The sequence below is a fragment of the Pontibaca salina genome, from assembly GCF_016307205.1.
GTDB classification, from domain to species: Bacteria; Pseudomonadota; Alphaproteobacteria; order Rhodobacterales; family Rhodobacteraceae; genus Pontibaca; species Pontibaca salina.
Map to the genome: position 1 here is coordinate 1 of NZ_JAEIJD010000018.1, position 17927 is coordinate 17927.

Sequence of the window (17927 nt, forward strand, 5' to 3'; positions counted from 1 at the left end):
ATCGCCGCCGTCAGCGTCGTCTTGCCGTGGTCAACATGGCCAATCGTGCCGATGTTCACATGCGGTTTGTTGCGTTCAAACTTTGACTTTGCCATGATGGCCTCCTTTTTCGGTCGGATGGCGAGGTGAGCCCCGCCCTACGGTGGATGGGTAGGGCGGGGTTCACCCCGCCACCCGTTCAGGCATACTTTTCCTGGATCTCGTCGCTTATGTTCTGCGGCACGGCTTCGTAATGGTCGAACCGCATTGTAAAGTTCGCCCGGCCCGAGCTCATCGAACGCAGGGTGTTGATATAGCCGAACATGTTCGCCAGCGGAACCATCGCGTCGATTGCGATGGCGTTACCGCGGTTTTCCTGCCCAGTTACCTGCCCGCGGCGGGATGTCAGATCGCCGATCACGTTCCCGGTATACTCTTCGGGGCAGATCACTTCGACGCTCATGATTGGCTCCAGCAACTTTGCACCGGCCTTGCGCATGCCCTCACGCATCCCCATGCGGCCAGCGATTTCAAAGGCCAGAACCGAGGAGTCGACATCGTGGAACTTACCGTCCACCAGCGCCACCTTGAAGTCGATCACCGGGAAGCCGGCCAGCGGCCCGCTATCCATAACGGACTTGATCCCCTTCTCGACACCCGGGATGTAATCCTTGGGAATCGCGCCGCCGACAATGCGGGATTCGAAGGAGTAACCTTCACCCGGCGCGGTCGGCGAGATGATCATCTTGACCTCAGCGAACTGCCCCGACCCACCGGACTGCTTCTTGTGGGTGTAGGTGTGCTCGACCTCTTGCGAGATAGTCTCGCGATAGGCGACCTGAGGCGCGCCGATATTGGCATCAACCTTAAATTCGCGTTTGAGTCGATCCACCAGAATATCGAGGTGAAGTTCCCCCATACCCTTCATGATGGTCTGCCCGGATTCCATATCGGTTTCGATCCGGAAGGACGGGTCCTCAGCTGCCAGACGGGCGAGCCCTTGGCTCATCTTTTCCTGGTCGGCCTTGGTCTTGGGTTCAACCGCGATCTCGATCACCGGATCAGGGAAATTCATGGTTTCCAGAACCACCTGCTCCTTGGAGTCGCAGAGCGTGTCACCTGTCGTGGTGTCCTTGAGGCCGGCAAGCGCAATGATATCGCCCGAAAACGCCTCGTCGATCTCTTCCCGGTTGTTCGAGTGCATCATCATCATCCGACCGATGCGCTCTCTCTTGCCCTTGGTCGAGTTCTGGACCGTATCGCCTTTTTTCAATACGCCCGAGTAGATGCGTGCAAAGGTCAGCGAGCCGACGAACGGGTCGTTCATGATCTTGAACGCCAGACCCGAGAATGGCATCGTGTCATCGGCGCGCCGCGCAATGTTGCGGGTTTCAGTTTCGTCATCGGGGGCGAAGCCCATGTAATCGACCACATCCAGCGGGCTGGGCAGGTAGTCGACCACAGCGTTCAATAGCGGCTGTACGCCCTTGTTCTTGAACGCGGAGCCACACAGAACCGGCACGAAGCTCAACGACAGCGTCCCCTTGCGGATCAGGCTGCGCAGGGTCGGAATATCCGGCTCTTCGCCTTCGAGATAGGCTTCCATCGCGTCGTCGTCCATTTCGACGGCGGTCTCGATCAAATTGGCGCGCCACTCGTCGGCGGTCGCCTTGAGGCTGTCGCGAATCGGGCCGCGTACCCAGCTGGAACCCAGGTCCTCGCCTTTCCAGACCCACTCTTCCATGGTGACCAGATCGACGATACCCTCAAGCTCATTCTCTGAGCCGATAGGAATCTGGATCGGAGCCGGCGTCGCCCCGGTGCGGTTTTTGATCATCTTCACACAATTGAAGAAGTCGGCACCGATCTTGTCCATCTTGTTGACAAAGACGATCCGCGGAACCTTGTAACGGTCGGCCTGACGCCACACAGTCTCGGTCTGCGGCTCGACGCCCGCGTTGGCGTCCAGCACCGCAACCGCACCATCCAGAACCGCCAGCGAGCGCTCAACTTCGATAGTGAAGTCGACGTGCCCGGGCGTATCGATGATGTTCATCCGGTATTTGGTCTCGGAAGTCCCTTCGTTGGTCGGATCCTCCTGCCATTGCCAGAATGTGGTGGTCGCAGCCGATGTGATCGTGATGCCGCGCTCCTGCTCCTGCTCCATCCAGTCCATGGTCGCGGCGCCGTCATGCGTCTCGCCAAGAATGTGGCTCTTGCCGGTATAGAACAGGATCCGCTCGCTGCAGGTCGTCTTGCCTGCATCGATGTGAGCCATGATGCCGAAGTTGCGGTAGTGATCGAGCTGATAGTCGCGTGCCATAATCGGATGCCTCTAGGTTCGCCGGGAACGCCCGACGGTAGATATTACCAACGGTAATGGCTGAAGGCTTTGTTCGCCTCGGCCATCTTGTGGACGTCTTCGCGCCGCTTCACGGCCGATCCGCGGGATTGCACAGCATCCAGCAGCTCGCCAGCGAGGCGCTCTTCCATGGTGTGTTCATTGCGCGCGCGGCTGGCGGTGATCAGCCAGCGAATCGCTAGGATCTCGCGACGCTCGGGGCGCACCTCGACGGGAACCTGATAAGTCGCCCCACCAACCCGGCGTGAGCGGACCTCGACGCTGGGCTGGATATTTTCCAGCGCTTCGTGGAAAACCTCAATGGGCGAGCGCTTGATCTTGCCCTCGACGCGATCCATCGCGTTGTAGACGATGCGTTCGGCAACGGATTTCTTGCCGTCGATCATCAGGTTGTTCATGAATTTGGTCAGAACCTTATCGCCATACTTGGCGTCAGGCAGAATTTCGCGCTTCTCTGCGGCGTGACGACGGGACATCTCGCTCTCTCCTTATTTCGGACGCTTGGCGCCGTATTTCGAACGACGCTGCTTACGGTCTTTGACGCCCTGGGTATCCAGAACACCGCGCACGATGTGATAACGCACACCCGGAAGGTCTTTGACACGGCCACCGCGGATCAGGACAACCGAGTGTTCCTGAAGGTTGTGGCCCTCCCCTGGGATGTAAGAAATGACCTCGAAACCATTGGTCAGGCGCACCTTGGCGACCTTCCGCATGGCCGAGTTCGGCTTTTTAGGAGTCGTAGTATAGACCCGAGTGCACACGCCACGCTTTTGCGGGCACTGCTCCAGGTGCATCGACTTCGAACGTTTAACTCTGGGCTGCCGCGGCTTGCGGATCAGCTGTTGGATCGTTGGCATTCCGGTTATTCCCCGTCTCAACAACACATGTGTGTGCACGCATGTGCGTGCGGTTTAATCTTGACGTCCTGCGCGTCCGCAAGCCGCCCGGTACGCCCCTGATTCCAGCGACGCAAAAAGCCGCCATCGCCCCAATATCAGAAGCGACGCGGTGGGTATCCAGAGGATCGGGCCATTTTTCAGACCGGATCGTGACCACTTCAATACTGAAGTCGGCATATGGGGCGACCCCCGGCTGCCGAGATAGCGGGCGTATAAGGGGAGTCGCGGGCGGTGTCAACAGGCTCTGACAGTGGCGCGACCGTCAAGTACCATCAGAATACAATATCTCCGTGAAGAATTTCAACCAGACACAGAGCCGTATTTACAGGCTCTTGAGCTGCGCACTTCCGATTCCAAAATAGGCTTGCAATTCCGCGTCAATTCCCGCTTCGCTCATCATATGGGTCAAGCCGATCTGAGCCGGTCTCGATTTATTGTCGCCATGGATGGTGCGAATGAACGCCGGCTGGGAAATATCTGTAAAGGTATTGAGATGCTGCGGCAGGTTACGGTGGTTGAACCGGTAGGGGTTAACCGGACTGTCGACTGGCGAGACAATTGTTGTACCGACCGATAGCGGGGCGCGCTCGACAGCGTCGAAGACCTCGGGCTCTTTGTCATTCTTATGCAGGTAAAAGCCCCGGTTATGGGCGATCACAAAGGGGGTTTCCGGCGTCTGAAGCGCCATCAATCCCGTGGCCAGCCGCCGCGTGCGCGCGATGAAATCCCGATCTACCGCGTCATCATCGTCCAGCCGGAACAGCGCGCGATGGCTGACCCCATTATCGGGAATCCGATCATACCCCTGTTTTATGAGCCGATAATGTTTGCCGGTACCGACGGGAAAACAATGGATGTTCGGCACTGGCCGTAAAAGCGCCTTCAATCTGTCCAGATAGCGCTCCGGCATTGCCTTAGCCGTCAGCACGATCGCGGTAAAATTCTGGTCGGTCTGCTTCAGAAGCGAAGGTAAGCAGAGATGCTCAAACAGATGAAATCGCAGCTTCATCCGTTCAGGTGAAAAGAGATACCCCGCCGTTTTTTCCGGCGTGTCGAACCGCTCAGTATAATAAGTTGTTGTCAAAACAGAGAACCGCAAAAGCCCGGCGATACTGAGCGTTTTCTCCATCCGACTGCCTCCAACCTGATCCGCTAAAAATATACCTGTTACAAAGAAAAATCCCCGCGCCGACTAACGGCGCGGGGGTTATGGTCATCTGCGCTGCAGGATCACTCCCGATTTTCGGGGGTATCCGCAATGCCGTCATGCGTCCCAGCAAGCTCATCCGCGCTCGGTGCAGCCAAGGCGGCGGCGGCTTCGGCCTCAATGCGCCGGGCTTCGACAACCACGTTGTCGCGTTCCGTTGCAATGTGGCGGACCCGCTTCGTCGCCCCACCTGTTCCCGCAGGGATCAGACGTCCGACGATGACGTTCTCCTTAAGGCCAACCAGTTTGTCGCGCTTGCCCTGAACACTCGCCTCGGTCAGAACGCGGGTGGTTTCCTGGAACGACGCGGCCGAGATGAAGCTGCGGGTCTGCAAGGACGCCTTGGTGATGCCCAGCAGGATCGGTTCGCCCTGTGCCGGGCGGCCCTTTTTCGACAGCGCCTTTTCATTCGCCGCGTCGAACTCCTGCTTATCCACATGCTCTCCCTTGAGCAGCGTGGTGTCGCCGCTTTCCTGGATTTCCCATTTTTGGAGCATCTGGCGAACGATCACCTCGATGTGCTTGTCGTTAATTTTCACACCCTGAAGGCGATAAACTTCCTGCACTTCGTGGATCATGTAATCGGCCAGCGCCTCGACACCCATGATTGCAAGGATGTCATGGGGCGCAGGATTGCCGTCCATGATGTAATCGCCTTTGTGGATGAGGTCGCCCTCTTGCACCGGGATATGCTTGCCCTTGGGCACCATGTAATCCACTGGCTCAAGGCTTTCATCCAAGGGTTCGATACTGATCCGACGCTTGTTCTTGTAATCACGGCCATAGCGCACGTAACCGTCGATCTCGGCAATGATCGCGTGATCTTTGGGCCGGCGCGCCTCGAACAATTCGGCCACCCGCGGCAGACCGCCGGTGATGTCCTTGGTCCGAGAGCCTTCACGCGGGATACGTGCGACAATATCGCCCGCCTTGATTTCATCGCCTTCCTCAACCGACAGGATCGCATCCACCGACATCAGATAGGTCACCGGATTGCCCGCATCGTTGCGCACGGGCTCTCCGTCCGCGCCGACAAGGATGATCTCGGGCTTGAGATCACCGCCCTTAGGTGTCGCGCGCCAGTCAGTCACGATCTTCTGGGTCATGCCAGTCGCGTCGTCGGTTTCATCGCGCACAGCGATGCCCGTGACCAGATCGACAAATTTTGCCGTACCAGCCTTTTCTGCGATGATCGGCAGTGTGTAGGGATCCCACTCGAAGAGTTTGTCACCACGGCTGACCGTAGCACCGTCTTTCACAAACAGACGTGAGCCATAACCGACCTTGTAGTTCCCCCGCTCTTCCCCGTGCTCATCCCGGATCACAAGCTTCATATTGCGGCCCATAGACATGATTTCGCCAGCCGAGTTCTCGAGCGTCTGCGCGTTTTCGAACGACACGACACCGGCCTGACCGGCCTCCTGGAAGGACTGCTCGCCACCCTGCGCGACACCGCCAATGTGGAAGGTCCGCATGGTCAGCTGGGTACCCGGCTCGCCGATTGACTGTGCGGCGATGATGCCAACGGCCTCGCCCGTATTGACCATCGTCCCCCGCGCCAGATCGCGGCCATAGCACAAGGCACAAACGCCATCTTCGGCCTCACAGGTGAGCGGCGAACGGATCCGCGCAGTCTGCACGTGCATCTCGTCAACGCTATCCGCCATCCGCTCGTCAATCAGCGAACCGGCGGGAATCAGCACCTCTTCTGTGCCGGGTTTCAAGATATCCTCGGCCGCGACCCGCCCGAGCAATCGCTCCGACAGGGGCGAAACGACCTCTCCGTCGTTGACCGCCGCCGAAGCGGTGATCGCCCGCTCGGTGCCGCAATCTTCCATGCGGACGATGCAGTCCTGCGCCACATCCACCAAACGCCGGGTCAGATACCCCGAGTTCGCCGTTTTCAGCGCCGTATCCGACAGACCCTTACGGGCCCCGTGGGTCGAGTTGAAGTACTCAAGAACCGTCAGGCCTTCCTTAAAGTTCGAGATGATCGGCGTTTCGATGATTTCGCCGTTCGGCTTTGCCATCAGGCCACGCATGCCGCCCAATTGCTTCATCTGCGTGACCGAACCACGGGCACCGGAATGCGCCATCATGTAGACACTGTTGGGCTCTTGCTCGGCGCCGGACTCATCCGAGACCACTGCTGAAATTGAGCCCATCATCGCCTCGGTGACGCGATCGTTACACTTGGACCAGGCGTCGACCACCTTGTTGTACTTTTCACCCTGGGTGATCAGGCCGTCCATGTACTGCTGCTCGAAATCCTTCACCAGATCGCGCGTCTCATCGACAATCGGCCACTTTTGATCCGGAATCAGCATATCGTCTTTGCCAAACGAAATTCCGGCGGTGAACGCCTCGCGAAAGCCCATGGCCATGATCTGGTCACAGAAAATGACCGATTCTTTCTGGCCGCAATAGCGATAGACCGTGTCGATGACCTGCTGCACTTCTTTCTTGCGCAGTAAGCGGTTGACCAGATCGAACGGTGCTTTGGAGTTCATCGGCAACAGCGCGCCCAAGAGAACGCGACCCGGCGTCGTTTCATAACGCTTGGTAATTTCGTTCCCGTCTTGATCGACCTGCTTGATACGCGCACTGATCTTGGAGTGCAGGTGCACCTCGCCTGCGCTCAGCGCATGTTCGACCTCTTCGATCGAGCCAAAAACCTTGCCCTGCCCCTTCATGCCCTCGCGGGCCAGGGTGACATAGTACAGACCAAGAACCATATCTTGGCTGGGCACGATAATCGGCGCACCGTTGGCAGGCGACAAAACGTTGTTCGTCGACATCATCAGAACCCGTGCTTCCAGCTGTGCCTCAAGGCTCAGCGGCACGTGAACAGCCATCTGGTCGCCGTCAAAGTCGGCGTTAAACGCCGAACAAACCAGCGGATGAAGCTGGATTGCCTTGCCTTCAATCAGCACCGGCTCAAATGCCTGAATGCCCAAACGGTGCAGCGTCGGCGCCCGGTTCAGCATCACCGGATGCTCGCGGATCACTTCGTCCAGAATATCCCAGACCTCGGGGCGCTCTCTCTCGACCAGTTTTTTCGCCTGCTTGACCGTTGACGACATCCCCTTGGCCTCAAGCCGCGAGTAAATAAACGGCTTGAACAGCTCCAGAGCCATCTTTTTCGGCAGCCCGCACTGGTGCAATTTCAGCTCCGGCCCGGTCACAATGACCGATCGGCCCGAGAAGTCGACCCGCTTACCCAAAAGGTTCTGACGGAACCGGCCCTGCTTACCCTTGAGCATGTCCGACAGCGATTTCAGCGGACGACGGTTGGCACCGGTAATGACCCGGCCACGACGGCCGTTGTCAAACAAGGCATCAACCGATTCTTGCAGCATACGCTTTTCGTTACGCACAATAATATCAGGCGCACGCAGCTCAATCAGACGCTTAAGGCGGTTGTTCCGGTTGATCACGCGGCGATACAGGTCGTTCAGGTCCGACGTCGCAAACCGACCCCCGTCCAGTGGGACCAGCGGGCGCAGCTCTGGCGGAATCACCGGGATCACGGTCATCACCATCCATTCCGGACGGTTGCCGGACTCAAGGAAGGACTCCACGATCTTCAGCCGCCGGATGATCTTTTTGGTGCGCAGTTCGCCAGTCGCCTCTTTCAGGTCGGCGCGCAGGGTTTCGGCCTCTTGCTCAAGATCGATCGCCGCTAGCATCTCGCGAATCGCTTCGGCCCCGATATTGGCGGTAAACGCGTCCATGCCATAAGCATCCTGCGCGTCCATGTACTCTTCCTCGGACATCATCTGGCCATAGCTGAGGTCCGTCAGGCCCGGCTCGATCACGACGAAGCTCTCGAAATACAGCACCCGCTCCAGATCGCGCAGCGTCATGTCCAGCATCAGGCCGATGCGGCTGGGCAGCGATTTCAGGAACCAGATATGCGCCACCGGGGACGCCAGTTCGATATGGCCCATCCGCTCGCGGCGAACCTTTTGCAGCGTCACTTCGACGCCGCATTTCTCGCAGACGACGCCGCGATACTTCATGCGTTTGTATTTTCCGCATAGGCACTCATAATCCTTGACCGGACCAAAAATGCGGGCGCAGAACAGTCCGTCACGCTCGGGGCGGAAGGTGCGATAGTTGATCGTTTCCGGCTTTTTGATCTCGCCATAGGACCAAGACAGGATGCGCTCGGGGCTGGCCAGAGACACCCGGATTTCGTCGAATGTCTTGATCGGTGCTACAGGATTGAACGGATTGTTTGACAGTTCCTGGTTCATTTAGATACCTCGAATATCGGTTTGGAAATGGACCGGTATGGCGGCGGTTCGCGCCATACCTTTCGGGCATAAGGCGGGTGTTACCCCGCCGTTTGCGCCCTTATTCGTCCACCTCCGCATCCAGGAGTTCCATGTTCAGGCCAAGGCCACGGACTTCTTTCACCAGAACGTTAAAGCTTTCTGGAACGCCCGCCTCGTAATTGTCCTCGCCCTTGACGATGCTTTCATAGACCTTGGTCCGGCCCGCCACATCGTCCGACTTAACGGTCAGCATTTCCTGCAGGGTATATGCGGCGCCATAGGCTTCCAGTGCCCAGACTTCCATCTCCCCGAAGCGCTGTCCACCGAACTGCGCCTTACCGCCCAACGGCTGCTGGGTGACCAAGCTGTAGGGCCCGGTTGAACGCGCGTGGATCTTGTCGTCCACGAGGTGATGCAGCTTAAGCAGGTATTTCATGCCCACCGTCACCGGACGCGCGAACTGTTCGCCGGTACGGCCGTCGAACAGGATCGACTGCCCGGAATGATCGAACCCGGCCCGTTTCAGCGAATCGTTCACATCGGCCTCCTTCGCACCATCGAAAACCGGTGTTGCGATCGGAACCCCATTGATGACGTTGCCGGCCGCCTCGATCAGATGCGCGTCGTCCATACCGGCGATGCCTTCTTCATAGACATCGTCGCCATAGGCTTGCTTCATCGCATCGCGTACCGGCGAGAGATCACCCGAGCGGCGGTATTCGCCAAGCGCCTCATCGATGCTGATCCCCAGACCGCGCGCGGCCCAGCCCATGTGGGTTTCCAGAATCTGCCCAACGTTCATCCGGCTTGGGACACCCAGCGGGTTGAGGCAGAAATCAACCGGCGTACCATCGGCGAGGAACGGCATGTCCTCCATTGGCACCACCTTGGAAATCACACCCTTGTTACCATGACGTCCGGCCATCTTGTCGCCCGGCTGCAGCTTGCGCTTCACCGCTACGAACACCTTGACCATCTTCATGACACCCGGAGGCATATCGTCACCGCGCCGCACCTTTTCGACCTTGTCTTCGAAACGGGCGTCAAGGGTGCGCTTCTGGATCTCGTATTGCTCGTTCAGAGCCTCGACGATCTTCGCATCATCCTCGTCCTCCAGCGCCAGCTGCCACCACTGTCCACGGGACAGGCTCTCCAGCAGTTCTTCGGTGATCTGCGATCCGGCCTTGACCCCTCTTGGGCCTTTGACCGCGACCTTACCTAGGATCATGCCCTTGAGACGGGCATAGATGTTTCGGTCAAGGATCGCCAATTCGTCGTCTCGGTCACGGGCAAGGCTCTCGACCTCTTCCCGCTCGATCTGCAGGGCACGTTCGTCTTTTTCCACACCATGGCGGTTGAATACGCGTACCTCGACCACGGTGCCGAAATCGCCCGGCTTGACCCGCAAGGATGTATCACGAACATCCGACGCCTTTTCACCAAAGATGGCGCGCAGCAGTTTCTCCTCGGGGGTCATCGGGCTCTCGCCTTTGGGTGTGATCTTACCCACAAGGATATCGCCCGGCTCCACGTCAGCGCCGATATAAACGATGCCGGCCTCGTCGAGATTGCGCAGTGCCTCCTCGCCGACGTTGGGAATATCACGGGTGATTTCTTCCGGCCCCAGCTTGGTATCGCGGGCGGCGATCTCGAATTCCTCGATATGGATCGAGGTGAACACGTCGTCGCGGCTGACCCGTTCGGAGATCAGGATCGAGTCCTCAAAGTTGTACCCGTTCCATGGCATAAACGCGACCATCACGTTCTTGCCGAGAGCCAATTCACCCAAATCGGTGGACGGGCCATCTGCAATCACCTCGCCCTTGCCGACGGTATCGCCCACCTTCACCAGCGGACGCTGGTTGATACAGGTGTTCTGGTTCGAGCGCTGGAACTTGCGCATGCGATAGATATCGACCCCCGCATCACCGAGCTCGAGATCTTCGGTGGCACGGATAACGATACGCTGGGCATCCACCTGATCGATGACCCCGGCACGGCGGGCCATGATCGCGGCCCCCGAATCGCGGGCCACGATTTCCTCGATGCCGGTGCCGACCAGCGGTGCCTCGGCCTGCAACAACGGAACCGCCTGACGCTGCATGTTCGAGCCCATCAAGGCGCGGTTCGCATCGTCGTTCTCAAGGAACGGGATCAGCGACGCCGCAACCGAAACCAGCTGCTTCGGGCTGACGTCGATCAGATCGACGCTTTCGCTCGGGGCCAATGTGTAATCGCCCGCCTGGCGGGTGTTCACCATCTCGTTTACGAAACGGCCATCATCATCCAGATTTGCGTTGGCCTGAGCGACGGTATGGCGCATCTCTTCGGTTGCAGACAGGTAATGTACCTCGTCCGTGACCTGCCCTTCGTTGACGACCCGGTAAGGCGTTTCGATGAAGCCGTATTTATTCACACGCGCGAAAGTCGCAAGCGAGTTGATCAGCCCGATATTCGGGCCTTCCGGCGTCTCGATCGGGCACATGCGGCCATAATGGGTCGGGTGAACGTCGCGGACCTCAAAGCCCGCGCGCTCACGCGTCAAACCACCCGGCCCAAGCGCCGACAGGCGACGTTTATGGGTCACTTCGGACAATGGGTTGGTCTGGTCCATAAACTGCGAAAGCTGGCTGGAGCCAAAGAATTCGCGCACGGCCGAGGCCGCCGGTTTGGCGTTGATCAGATCCTGCGGCATCACCGTGTCGATCTCGACGCTGCTCATCCGCTCGCGGATTGCGCGCTCCATGCGCAGCAGACCGACGCGATATTGGTTCTCCATCAATTCGCCAACTGAACGCACGCGCCGGTTACCAAGATGGTCAATATCGTCGATTTCGCCCCGGCCATCGCGCAGATCGACCAACGCCTTGACGCAAGCGACAATATCTTCGCGATCCAGCGTGCGCTGGGTGTCCGGCTTTTCCAAGTCCAGACGCATGTTCATCTTGACCCGACCGACTGCGGACAAATCATAGCGCTCGCTATCGAAAAACAGGGTCTCGAACAGGCTGCTTGCCGATTCGACGGTCGGCGGCTCGCCCGGCCGCATGACGCGGTAGATATCCATGAGCGCGGTCTCGCGGTTCATGTTCTTATCCATCGCCATGGTGTTGCGCATGTAAGGGCCGACATTGATGTTATCGATGTCCAAGACCGGGATATCGGTGATGCCCGCATCGATCAGTTCTTTCGCGGTACCGCCGATCAGGTCGCCGTCCTTGTCATATTCCAGCGTCAACTCGTCGCCAGCTTCGACATAGATCGCGCCGTTTTCTTCGTTGATAATATCCTTGGCGACAAACTTGCCGACGATATGCTCGAACGGGACCAACAATTCAGTCACTTCGCCGTCGTCGATCAGTTTCTTCACCGCGCGCGGCGTAACCTTTTTACCGGCCTCGCCAATGATTTCGCCGGTTTTGGCATCAACCAGATCATAGGTCGGACGCGTACCTCGCACCCGCTGCGGGAAGAAGGGCGTGACCCAGCCCTTGCCCTTCTCGAGGCGATAATGAACCGTGTCGTAATACGCATCCATAATCCCTTCCTGATCTAACCCCAGCGCATAAAGCAGGGTTGTCACAGGCAATTTGCGGCGGCGGTCGATCCGGGCGAACACGTTGTCTTTGGCGTCAAACTCAAAATCCAGCCAAGAGCCGCGATAAGGGATGATTCGGCAGGCGAACAACAGCTTGCCCGAACTGTGGGTCTTGCCCTTGTCATGATCGAAAAATACGCCCGGGCTACGGTGCATCTGCGATACGATCACCCGTTCGGTGCCGTTGATCACAAATGTGCCGTTAGGTGTCATCAGGGGCATATCACCCATGAAAACATCCTGCTCCTTGATATCCTTGACCGATTTGTTGCCGGTATCCGCGTCGACATCAAATACGATCAGACGCAGCGTGACCTTCAGCGGGGCCGCATAGGTCATATCCCGCTGCTGGCATTCCTCGACGTCGTATTTCGGCTTTTCCAACTCGTACTTCACGAATTCCAGCACACTGGTCTCGTTGAAATCCCGAATCGGAAAGACCGATTGGAAAACGCCCATGATCCCCTCACCATCGGAGGGGTCGGGCTGATCGCCCGAGTTCAGGAACAGATCATAGCTGGATTTCTGAACCTGAATCAGGTTCGGCATTTCCAGAACTTCATGGATTTTGCCGTAGTATTTGCGAAGACGTTTCTGGCCAAGGAAGGATTGCGCCATATCAGGTGTCACCTTTTCAGTTTCTCACCGGTCAAGAATGCCGTCGGGCCTCGGCATCTTGCCCATACGAGAGGGCGGGTTCGGATCAATTCGTGGCCACCGTCCCGAGTGGTGGCCTCCCGATCCAACGAACCTCGCCTGAGAAAACGCCCCAATCTGCCGGGGCACTTTCCTAGACAGGTTCGGCTGGACCCGAAATCCCCGGATCCAGCCAACATGAAACGCCCCAGCGCGCCAATTCTGCGATGGGGCGAAGAGGTTTTGGCTCAGGCCAGCTCGACCTCGGCGCCCGCTGCTTCCAGCTTGCCCTTGACCTCGTCGGCTTCCGCCTTGTCGACGCCTTCCTTGATTTTGCCGCCGGCTTCGACCAGCTCTTTGGCCTCTTTCAGGCCCAGACCGGTCAGCGCGCGAACTTCCTTGATCACGTTGATCTTGGAGGCGCCAGCGTTCTTCAGAACGACATCGAATTCGGTCTGCTCTTCTTCAGCAGCGCCGCCCGCATCCGCTGGGCCAGCCATCATTACCGCGCCACCTGCGGCGGGCTCGATGCCATATTCGTCTTTGAGGATGGTTTTCAGTTCTTGTGCTTCCAGCAGGGTCAGACCAACGATCTCTTCCGCCAGTTTTTTCAGATCAGCCATTTTATCAGCTCTTTCCGTTTGCTCTATATGTGTTCCAACGACGTGTATTCAACCACCCGCCGGTATTGCGTTGCTCAGGCAGCCGCCTTGTCCTCGATCGTGGACAAGATGGATGCGATGTTGCTTGCAGGTGCGCCAATGGCCCCGGCAATGTTCGAAGCAGGCGCGCCAAGCATGCCAGCGATCTGAGCGATAAGCTCGTCGCGCGACGGCATTTTCGACACGGCCTCGACACCGGCCCGGTCCAGAGCGTTCTCACCCATTGCCCCGCCAAGAATCTCGAACTTCTTGTTTTCCTTGGCGAATTCCTGGGCCACCTTGGCTGCTGCCACGGGGTCCTCGGAATAGGTTAGAACGGTCATGCCCGAAAGGAGCGATGTGATGGATTCACATGGCTTACCCTCAAGGGCGATCTTGGCGAGCCTGTTCTTGGCAACACGCACGGCCCCGCCCGCTTCGCGTGCACGCGCGCGCAGGTCCTGCATCTCAGCAACTGTCAATCCGACGTAGTGGGCAACCACAACGACGCCAGAGCTTTCGAAGATCTGGCCGAGTTCCTCGACCACTTTCTCTTTCTGGGCTCTATCCACAGTTTTACTCCAATCATGGGGGTTTCCCCCCGGCTCTCATTCACTCCGGCTTGCACCGGAGTATCGGGTCCAGGTTCAGGGTCCCGAGCCAAAATCACCGCAAGGGTGCAAATGTCTCGTTTCCCATCTCAGGAAGGAATTATGCGGCCCAAGGGCCGAACCCTCCGTCTCGGACAGGACAGGATCGGAAGATCCTGCCAACCGGCAGCGCCGAAACGCTGCCGGATTTCGCAGGGCGGGGTTTCCCCGCCCAGAAATTCATTCAGCGGTGGCCTCGGCCACATCCACCGTCACGCCCGGCCCCATGGTCGAGCTGAGCGCGATTTTCTTCATATAGGTGCCTTTGGCTCCGGTCGGCTTGGCGCGGGCAACTGCCCCGATAAAGGCCCGAATGTTGTCGACCAGCTTGTCCTGATCAAAGGACACCTTGCCAACGCCGGCGTGGACGACCCCGGCCTTTTCGGCCTTGAACTGGACTTCCCCGCCTTTGGCGTTCTTGACTGCCTCGGCAACATCCATCGTCACCGTCCCCACCCGCGGGTTCGGCATCAGGTTACGCGGGCCCAACACCTTGCCCAGACGGCCGACGATCGGCATCATGTCAGGTGTGGCAATACAGCGGTCAAAGTCGATCGTGCCGCCCTGAATCGTCTCCATCAGATCCTCGGCACCGACGATATCGGCACCGGCTGCTGTTGCCTCGTCCGCCTTGGCGCCACGGGCAAACACTGCCACGCGTACGTCCTTGCCGGTACCACTAGGCAGCCCGACAACTCCGCGAACCATCTGGTCCGCGTGGCGAGGATCGACGCCCAGATTTACAGCAATTTCGACGGTTTCGTCGAATTTTGCGTTGGCGTTGCTTTTGATCAAAGCGACCGCGTCTTCAATCGTCAGGTTCTCTTTACCAGCGAAGGCTTCACGTGCGGCACGGGTACGTTTTCCAAGTTTTGCCATCTTATTTAACCTCAATGCCCATGGACCTGGCCGAGCCAAGGATGATCTTCATCGCGCCTTCGATATCATTGGCGCTTAGATCTGGCATCTTGGCTTCAGCGATTTCGCGCACCTGAGCAACGGTTACCGTGCCAGCGGTCTTGTGGCTTGGCGTCGCGCCACCCGACTTAACCTTGGCCGCCTTTTTCAGGTAATACGCCGCCGGAGGCGTCTTGATGTCCATCGTAAAGGACTTGTCCTGATAGTAGGTAATCACGGTCGGGCACGGTGCGCCCGGCTCCATGTCGGCAGTCTTGGCGTTAAATGCCTTGCAGAATTCCATGATATTGATGCCGCGCTGACCCAGCGCCGGACCGACCGGTGGACTGGGATTGGCTTGCCCGGCGGGCACTTGCAGCTTCATTGAGCCGACGAGTTTTTTGGCCATGGGCCGTCTCCTTACTTCATCGATGCGACAACCTGCGCACCCTTGACCCCGGAACGCGATCCGGCGCCTGATTCGCGTGGTTCAGCTCCGGCGCGCGCGCCCTTGCCTCCCACGAATGAATGGCAGCGAACCGCCACAAGACGGGTTCACCCCGCCCCTCCCGTCAGGCCTGCTTTGTGACCTGCGTGAATTCCAGTTCGACCGGTGTTTCACGGCCAAAGATCGAAACCGCGACTTTCAGACGCTGATTATCCTCGTCCACGTCTTCAATCATGCCGTCGAAATCTTCGAACGGGCCATCGTTTACTTTGACCTTTTCGCCGACCTCGAAGTGGATCAATGTACGCGGAGCTTCTTCGCCCTCCTGCACACGGTTCATGATCAAATTAACCTCGGCGTCACGCATCGGCATCGGTCGGCCCTGCGGCCCCAAAAAACCCGTAACGCGATTGATCGAGTTGATCAGGTGATAGCCCCGATCGGACATCTCCATATGCACCAGCACATAGCCCGGCATGAAACGGCGCTCGGTCGTAACCTTCTTGCCGCGCCGCACTTCGATTACCTCTTCGGTCGGAACCAAAATCTCGCCGATCTGGTCGTCGAGACCCTGTTCGACCGCCGCGGCGCGGATCTGCTCTGCGATCTTCTTTTCAAAATTCGAAAGAACGCTGACCGAATACCACCGTTTCGCCATGATCCGTGCTGCCCTTGTCTTGCCCGGCACCATCACTGGGCACCGAATTCTGTCCAGTTTTCAAACGGCCGGGCCGTTGTCTTCGGAAGAAAAAGCGGCGCGCGGCACGAATCGCCACACGCCAGATCCCGAACTTGTCAATGAGGTACCCTCCCCGCCTCAAGAGATCAAGGGGGCGCGCCGACTTTCGCCTCGGTTAGCCGAAGTAGCCCAGAAGCAATTGAAGTCCGCCTCGGATCCCGAGATCGACCAGCGCAAAGAAAACCGCAGCCAGCGAAGCCATGATAAAAACCATGACCGTGGTCAATACCACCTCACGCCGGGTCGGCCAAACCACCTTGGAAACCTCGGCGCGAACCTGTTGGATGAACTGGATCGGATTACTGATGGCCATGTCGAGCATCGCTTTCTGTTTGCGGATATCCCTCGCATAGCCGTCCGCAGCTGTTAATTCAAGGCGCGTCTGACTGCCCAAGCGGTACAAACTTGAATACGAGGCTGCGCAGCAAAAATGGGCCCGCCTTCACACCAAGACAACCCAGAACTTACAGTCAGCTAACCTTGCACCTGCACTCGGCACCGCACCGTGCCAAGTGAAAAGCACCGGGCTGGCTTGGGCTCAGGCCGCCAGCCGCCCGGTTGCCCGATCGCTCTCATCCGTGATGGCGTTCAGCGTCGCCTCAAGCTTCAAACGCAACGCTTCTGTCTCGAATTCATCCAGTTTGCGGGGCACCGTCTGGTTCCACTCACGGCACAGCAGGACGCCTTTGGTCCATGGCATGGGCAGCATCATCTGGTCCCATGTCGGCAAGGTTAGCACCCGACTGGCCGAGAACGACACGCAGAAAACCCGGCATCCGGAGGAGCGGGCCCAGACCAGGGGAACAGTCGATGCCTGGCGCGCCGGGCCTCTGGGCCCATCCACGGCGACACCGATAGACTTGCCTTCACGGATCTTGCCCAGCACCGCGCGCGACAGCGCAACATGGCGCCTGTGGCTGGACATGGGAACCGTGTCAAATCCAAAACGGCCCAGGACCTCGCCGGCGAGCCGTCCGGCACGTGCCGAGGACGTCAGCGAGCAGATCTCGCCCAGCGAGCGGTCAAAGAGGAACGGTGCCATCGCCAAGCGTTGATGCCAGAGCGTCATGATGACTGGTTCGCCGTTACTGACGGCATTGTCGACAACCTCGAACCCAGAACGTTGCCAGTCCGACGTGCGATGCGCAAAGGCAATATGTGCGGCCAACAGGTTCTCGATCTTGCGGTTGAACCAAGCATTGTCGGCAATTTTTTTTCGTAAGCTCACGCATCGCCCCCGGCTATTTTCATCTCTGATAGATGAACTTTCAGGGGCTGCAAAGTCTGGTTCCCCTAGTATCTTTCGCGACGCGTCCGCCGCGGGTCAGGATGATTGGGACGATCGAAATTTCTCCTTGAGTCCTCGCCTGCGCTGTCATACTAGGTATTTGGTCCTAGGGGTTTAGCTCAGTTGGTAGAGCATCGGTCTCCAAAACCGAGGGTCGTGGGTTCGAGTCCCTCAACCCCTGCCAGGATCATCCTCTTCAATTATGTTGGAGAAGATGCCTGCTGATCTTGCTGATTTGATTACGTCTGAGGTTTCTATTCCGACGATCGGGATTGGTGGTTCGGTTGGGTGCGACGGTCA

At 58.3% G+C, this 17927-nt stretch carries 14 protein-coding genes, 1 tRNA gene and 1 pseudogene; 2 read left to right on the forward strand and 14 right to left on the reverse strand.

The annotated features are described in order from the left end of the window. From JAO82_RS13760 to JAO82_RS13825, 14 genes are all read right to left on the reverse strand, one after another. On the reverse strand, nucleotides 1-95 hold a 95-nt coding region (locus JAO82_RS13760), incomplete at its 3' end, for a GTP-binding protein (protein ID WP_198685248.1). 83 nt (nucleotides 96-178) lie between these two features. Then, complete coding sequence (fusA, locus tag JAO82_RS13765; RefSeq protein ID WP_198686971.1) at nucleotides 179-2302, reverse strand: elongation factor G; 2124 nt, start codon at nucleotides 2300-2302, stop codon at nucleotides 179-181. 44 nt (nucleotides 2303-2346) lie between these two features. Next, nucleotides 2347-2817 carry a 30S ribosomal protein S7 gene (gene rpsG, locus JAO82_RS13770; protein ID WP_198686972.1) on the reverse strand — a complete coding sequence of 157 codons (471 nt, stop codon included), beginning with the start codon at nucleotides 2815-2817 and terminating at the stop codon, nucleotides 2347-2349. Between the two features lie 12 nt (nucleotides 2818-2829). After that, complete coding sequence (gene rpsL, locus JAO82_RS13775; RefSeq protein WP_198686973.1) at nucleotides 2830-3201, reverse strand: 30S ribosomal protein S12; 372 nt, start codon at nucleotides 3199-3201, stop codon at nucleotides 2830-2832. 364 nt (nucleotides 3202-3565) lie between these two features. Beyond that, nucleotides 3566-4372, reverse strand: coding sequence for a glycosyltransferase (locus tag JAO82_RS13780; protein ID WP_198686974.1), 807 nt, complete (start codon nucleotides 4370-4372; stop codon nucleotides 3566-3568). Between the two features lie 101 nt (nucleotides 4373-4473). Beyond that, the gene (rpoC, locus tag JAO82_RS13785; RefSeq protein WP_198686975.1) at nucleotides 4474-8709 is read right to left on the reverse strand and encodes a DNA-directed RNA polymerase subunit beta'; all 4236 of its coding nucleotides are present in this window, start codon (nucleotides 8707-8709) and stop codon (nucleotides 4474-4476) included. Between the two features lie 100 nt (nucleotides 8710-8809). Next, nucleotides 8810-12946, reverse strand: coding sequence for a DNA-directed RNA polymerase subunit beta (rpoB, locus tag JAO82_RS13790; protein ID WP_198686976.1), 4137 nt, complete (start codon nucleotides 12944-12946; stop codon nucleotides 8810-8812). Nucleotides 12947-13212: 266 nt separating this feature from the next. Beyond that, nucleotides 13213-13587 carry a 50S ribosomal protein L7/L12 gene (gene rplL, locus JAO82_RS13795; protein WP_198686977.1) on the reverse strand — a complete coding sequence of 125 codons (375 nt, stop codon included), beginning with the start codon at nucleotides 13585-13587 and terminating at the stop codon, nucleotides 13213-13215. A gap of 74 nt (nucleotides 13588-13661) precedes the next feature. After that, nucleotides 13662-14177 (reverse strand): 50S ribosomal protein L10, encoded by a 516-nt coding sequence (gene rplJ, locus JAO82_RS13800; protein ID WP_198686978.1) that lies wholly within the window; start codon nucleotides 14175-14177, stop codon nucleotides 13662-13664. A gap of 258 nt (nucleotides 14178-14435) precedes the next feature. Then, on the reverse strand, nucleotides 14436-15134 hold the full coding sequence (rplA, locus tag JAO82_RS13805; RefSeq protein WP_198686979.1) for a 50S ribosomal protein L1: 699 nt from the start codon (nucleotides 15132-15134) through the stop codon (nucleotides 14436-14438). Nucleotide 15135: 1 nt separating this feature from the next. Beyond that, nucleotides 15136-15561 carry a 50S ribosomal protein L11 gene (gene rplK / locus JAO82_RS13810; RefSeq protein WP_198686980.1) on the reverse strand — a complete coding sequence of 142 codons (426 nt, stop codon included), beginning with the start codon at nucleotides 15559-15561 and terminating at the stop codon, nucleotides 15136-15138. Between the two features lie 163 nt (nucleotides 15562-15724). Continuing rightward, nucleotides 15725-16258 carry a transcription termination/antitermination protein NusG gene (nusG, locus tag JAO82_RS13815; protein WP_198686981.1) on the reverse strand — a complete coding sequence of 178 codons (534 nt, stop codon included), beginning with the start codon at nucleotides 16256-16258 and terminating at the stop codon, nucleotides 15725-15727. A 196-nt stretch (nucleotides 16259-16454) separates the two neighbouring features. Continuing rightward, entirely contained in the window at nucleotides 16455-16652 is a 198-nt protein-coding gene (gene secE / locus JAO82_RS13820; RefSeq protein WP_198686982.1) for a preprotein translocase subunit SecE, read from the reverse strand. Nucleotides 16653-16877: 225 nt separating this feature from the next. Further along, entirely contained in the window at nucleotides 16878-17567 is a 690-nt protein-coding gene (locus JAO82_RS13825; RefSeq protein WP_198686983.1) for a lysophospholipid acyltransferase family protein, read from the reverse strand. Between the two features lie 168 nt (nucleotides 17568-17735). Between JAO82_RS13825 and JAO82_RS13830 the strand changes: the two genes are divergently transcribed. Together JAO82_RS13830 and JAO82_RS13835 are read left to right on the forward strand one after the other, a co-directional pair. Beyond that, a tRNA-Trp gene (locus tag JAO82_RS13830) sits at nucleotides 17736-17811 on the forward strand. 12 nt (nucleotides 17812-17823) lie between these two features. Further along, nucleotides 17824-17927, forward strand: a pseudogene (locus JAO82_RS13835) (3-methyl-2-oxobutanoate hydroxymethyltransferase); the annotation flags it as partial.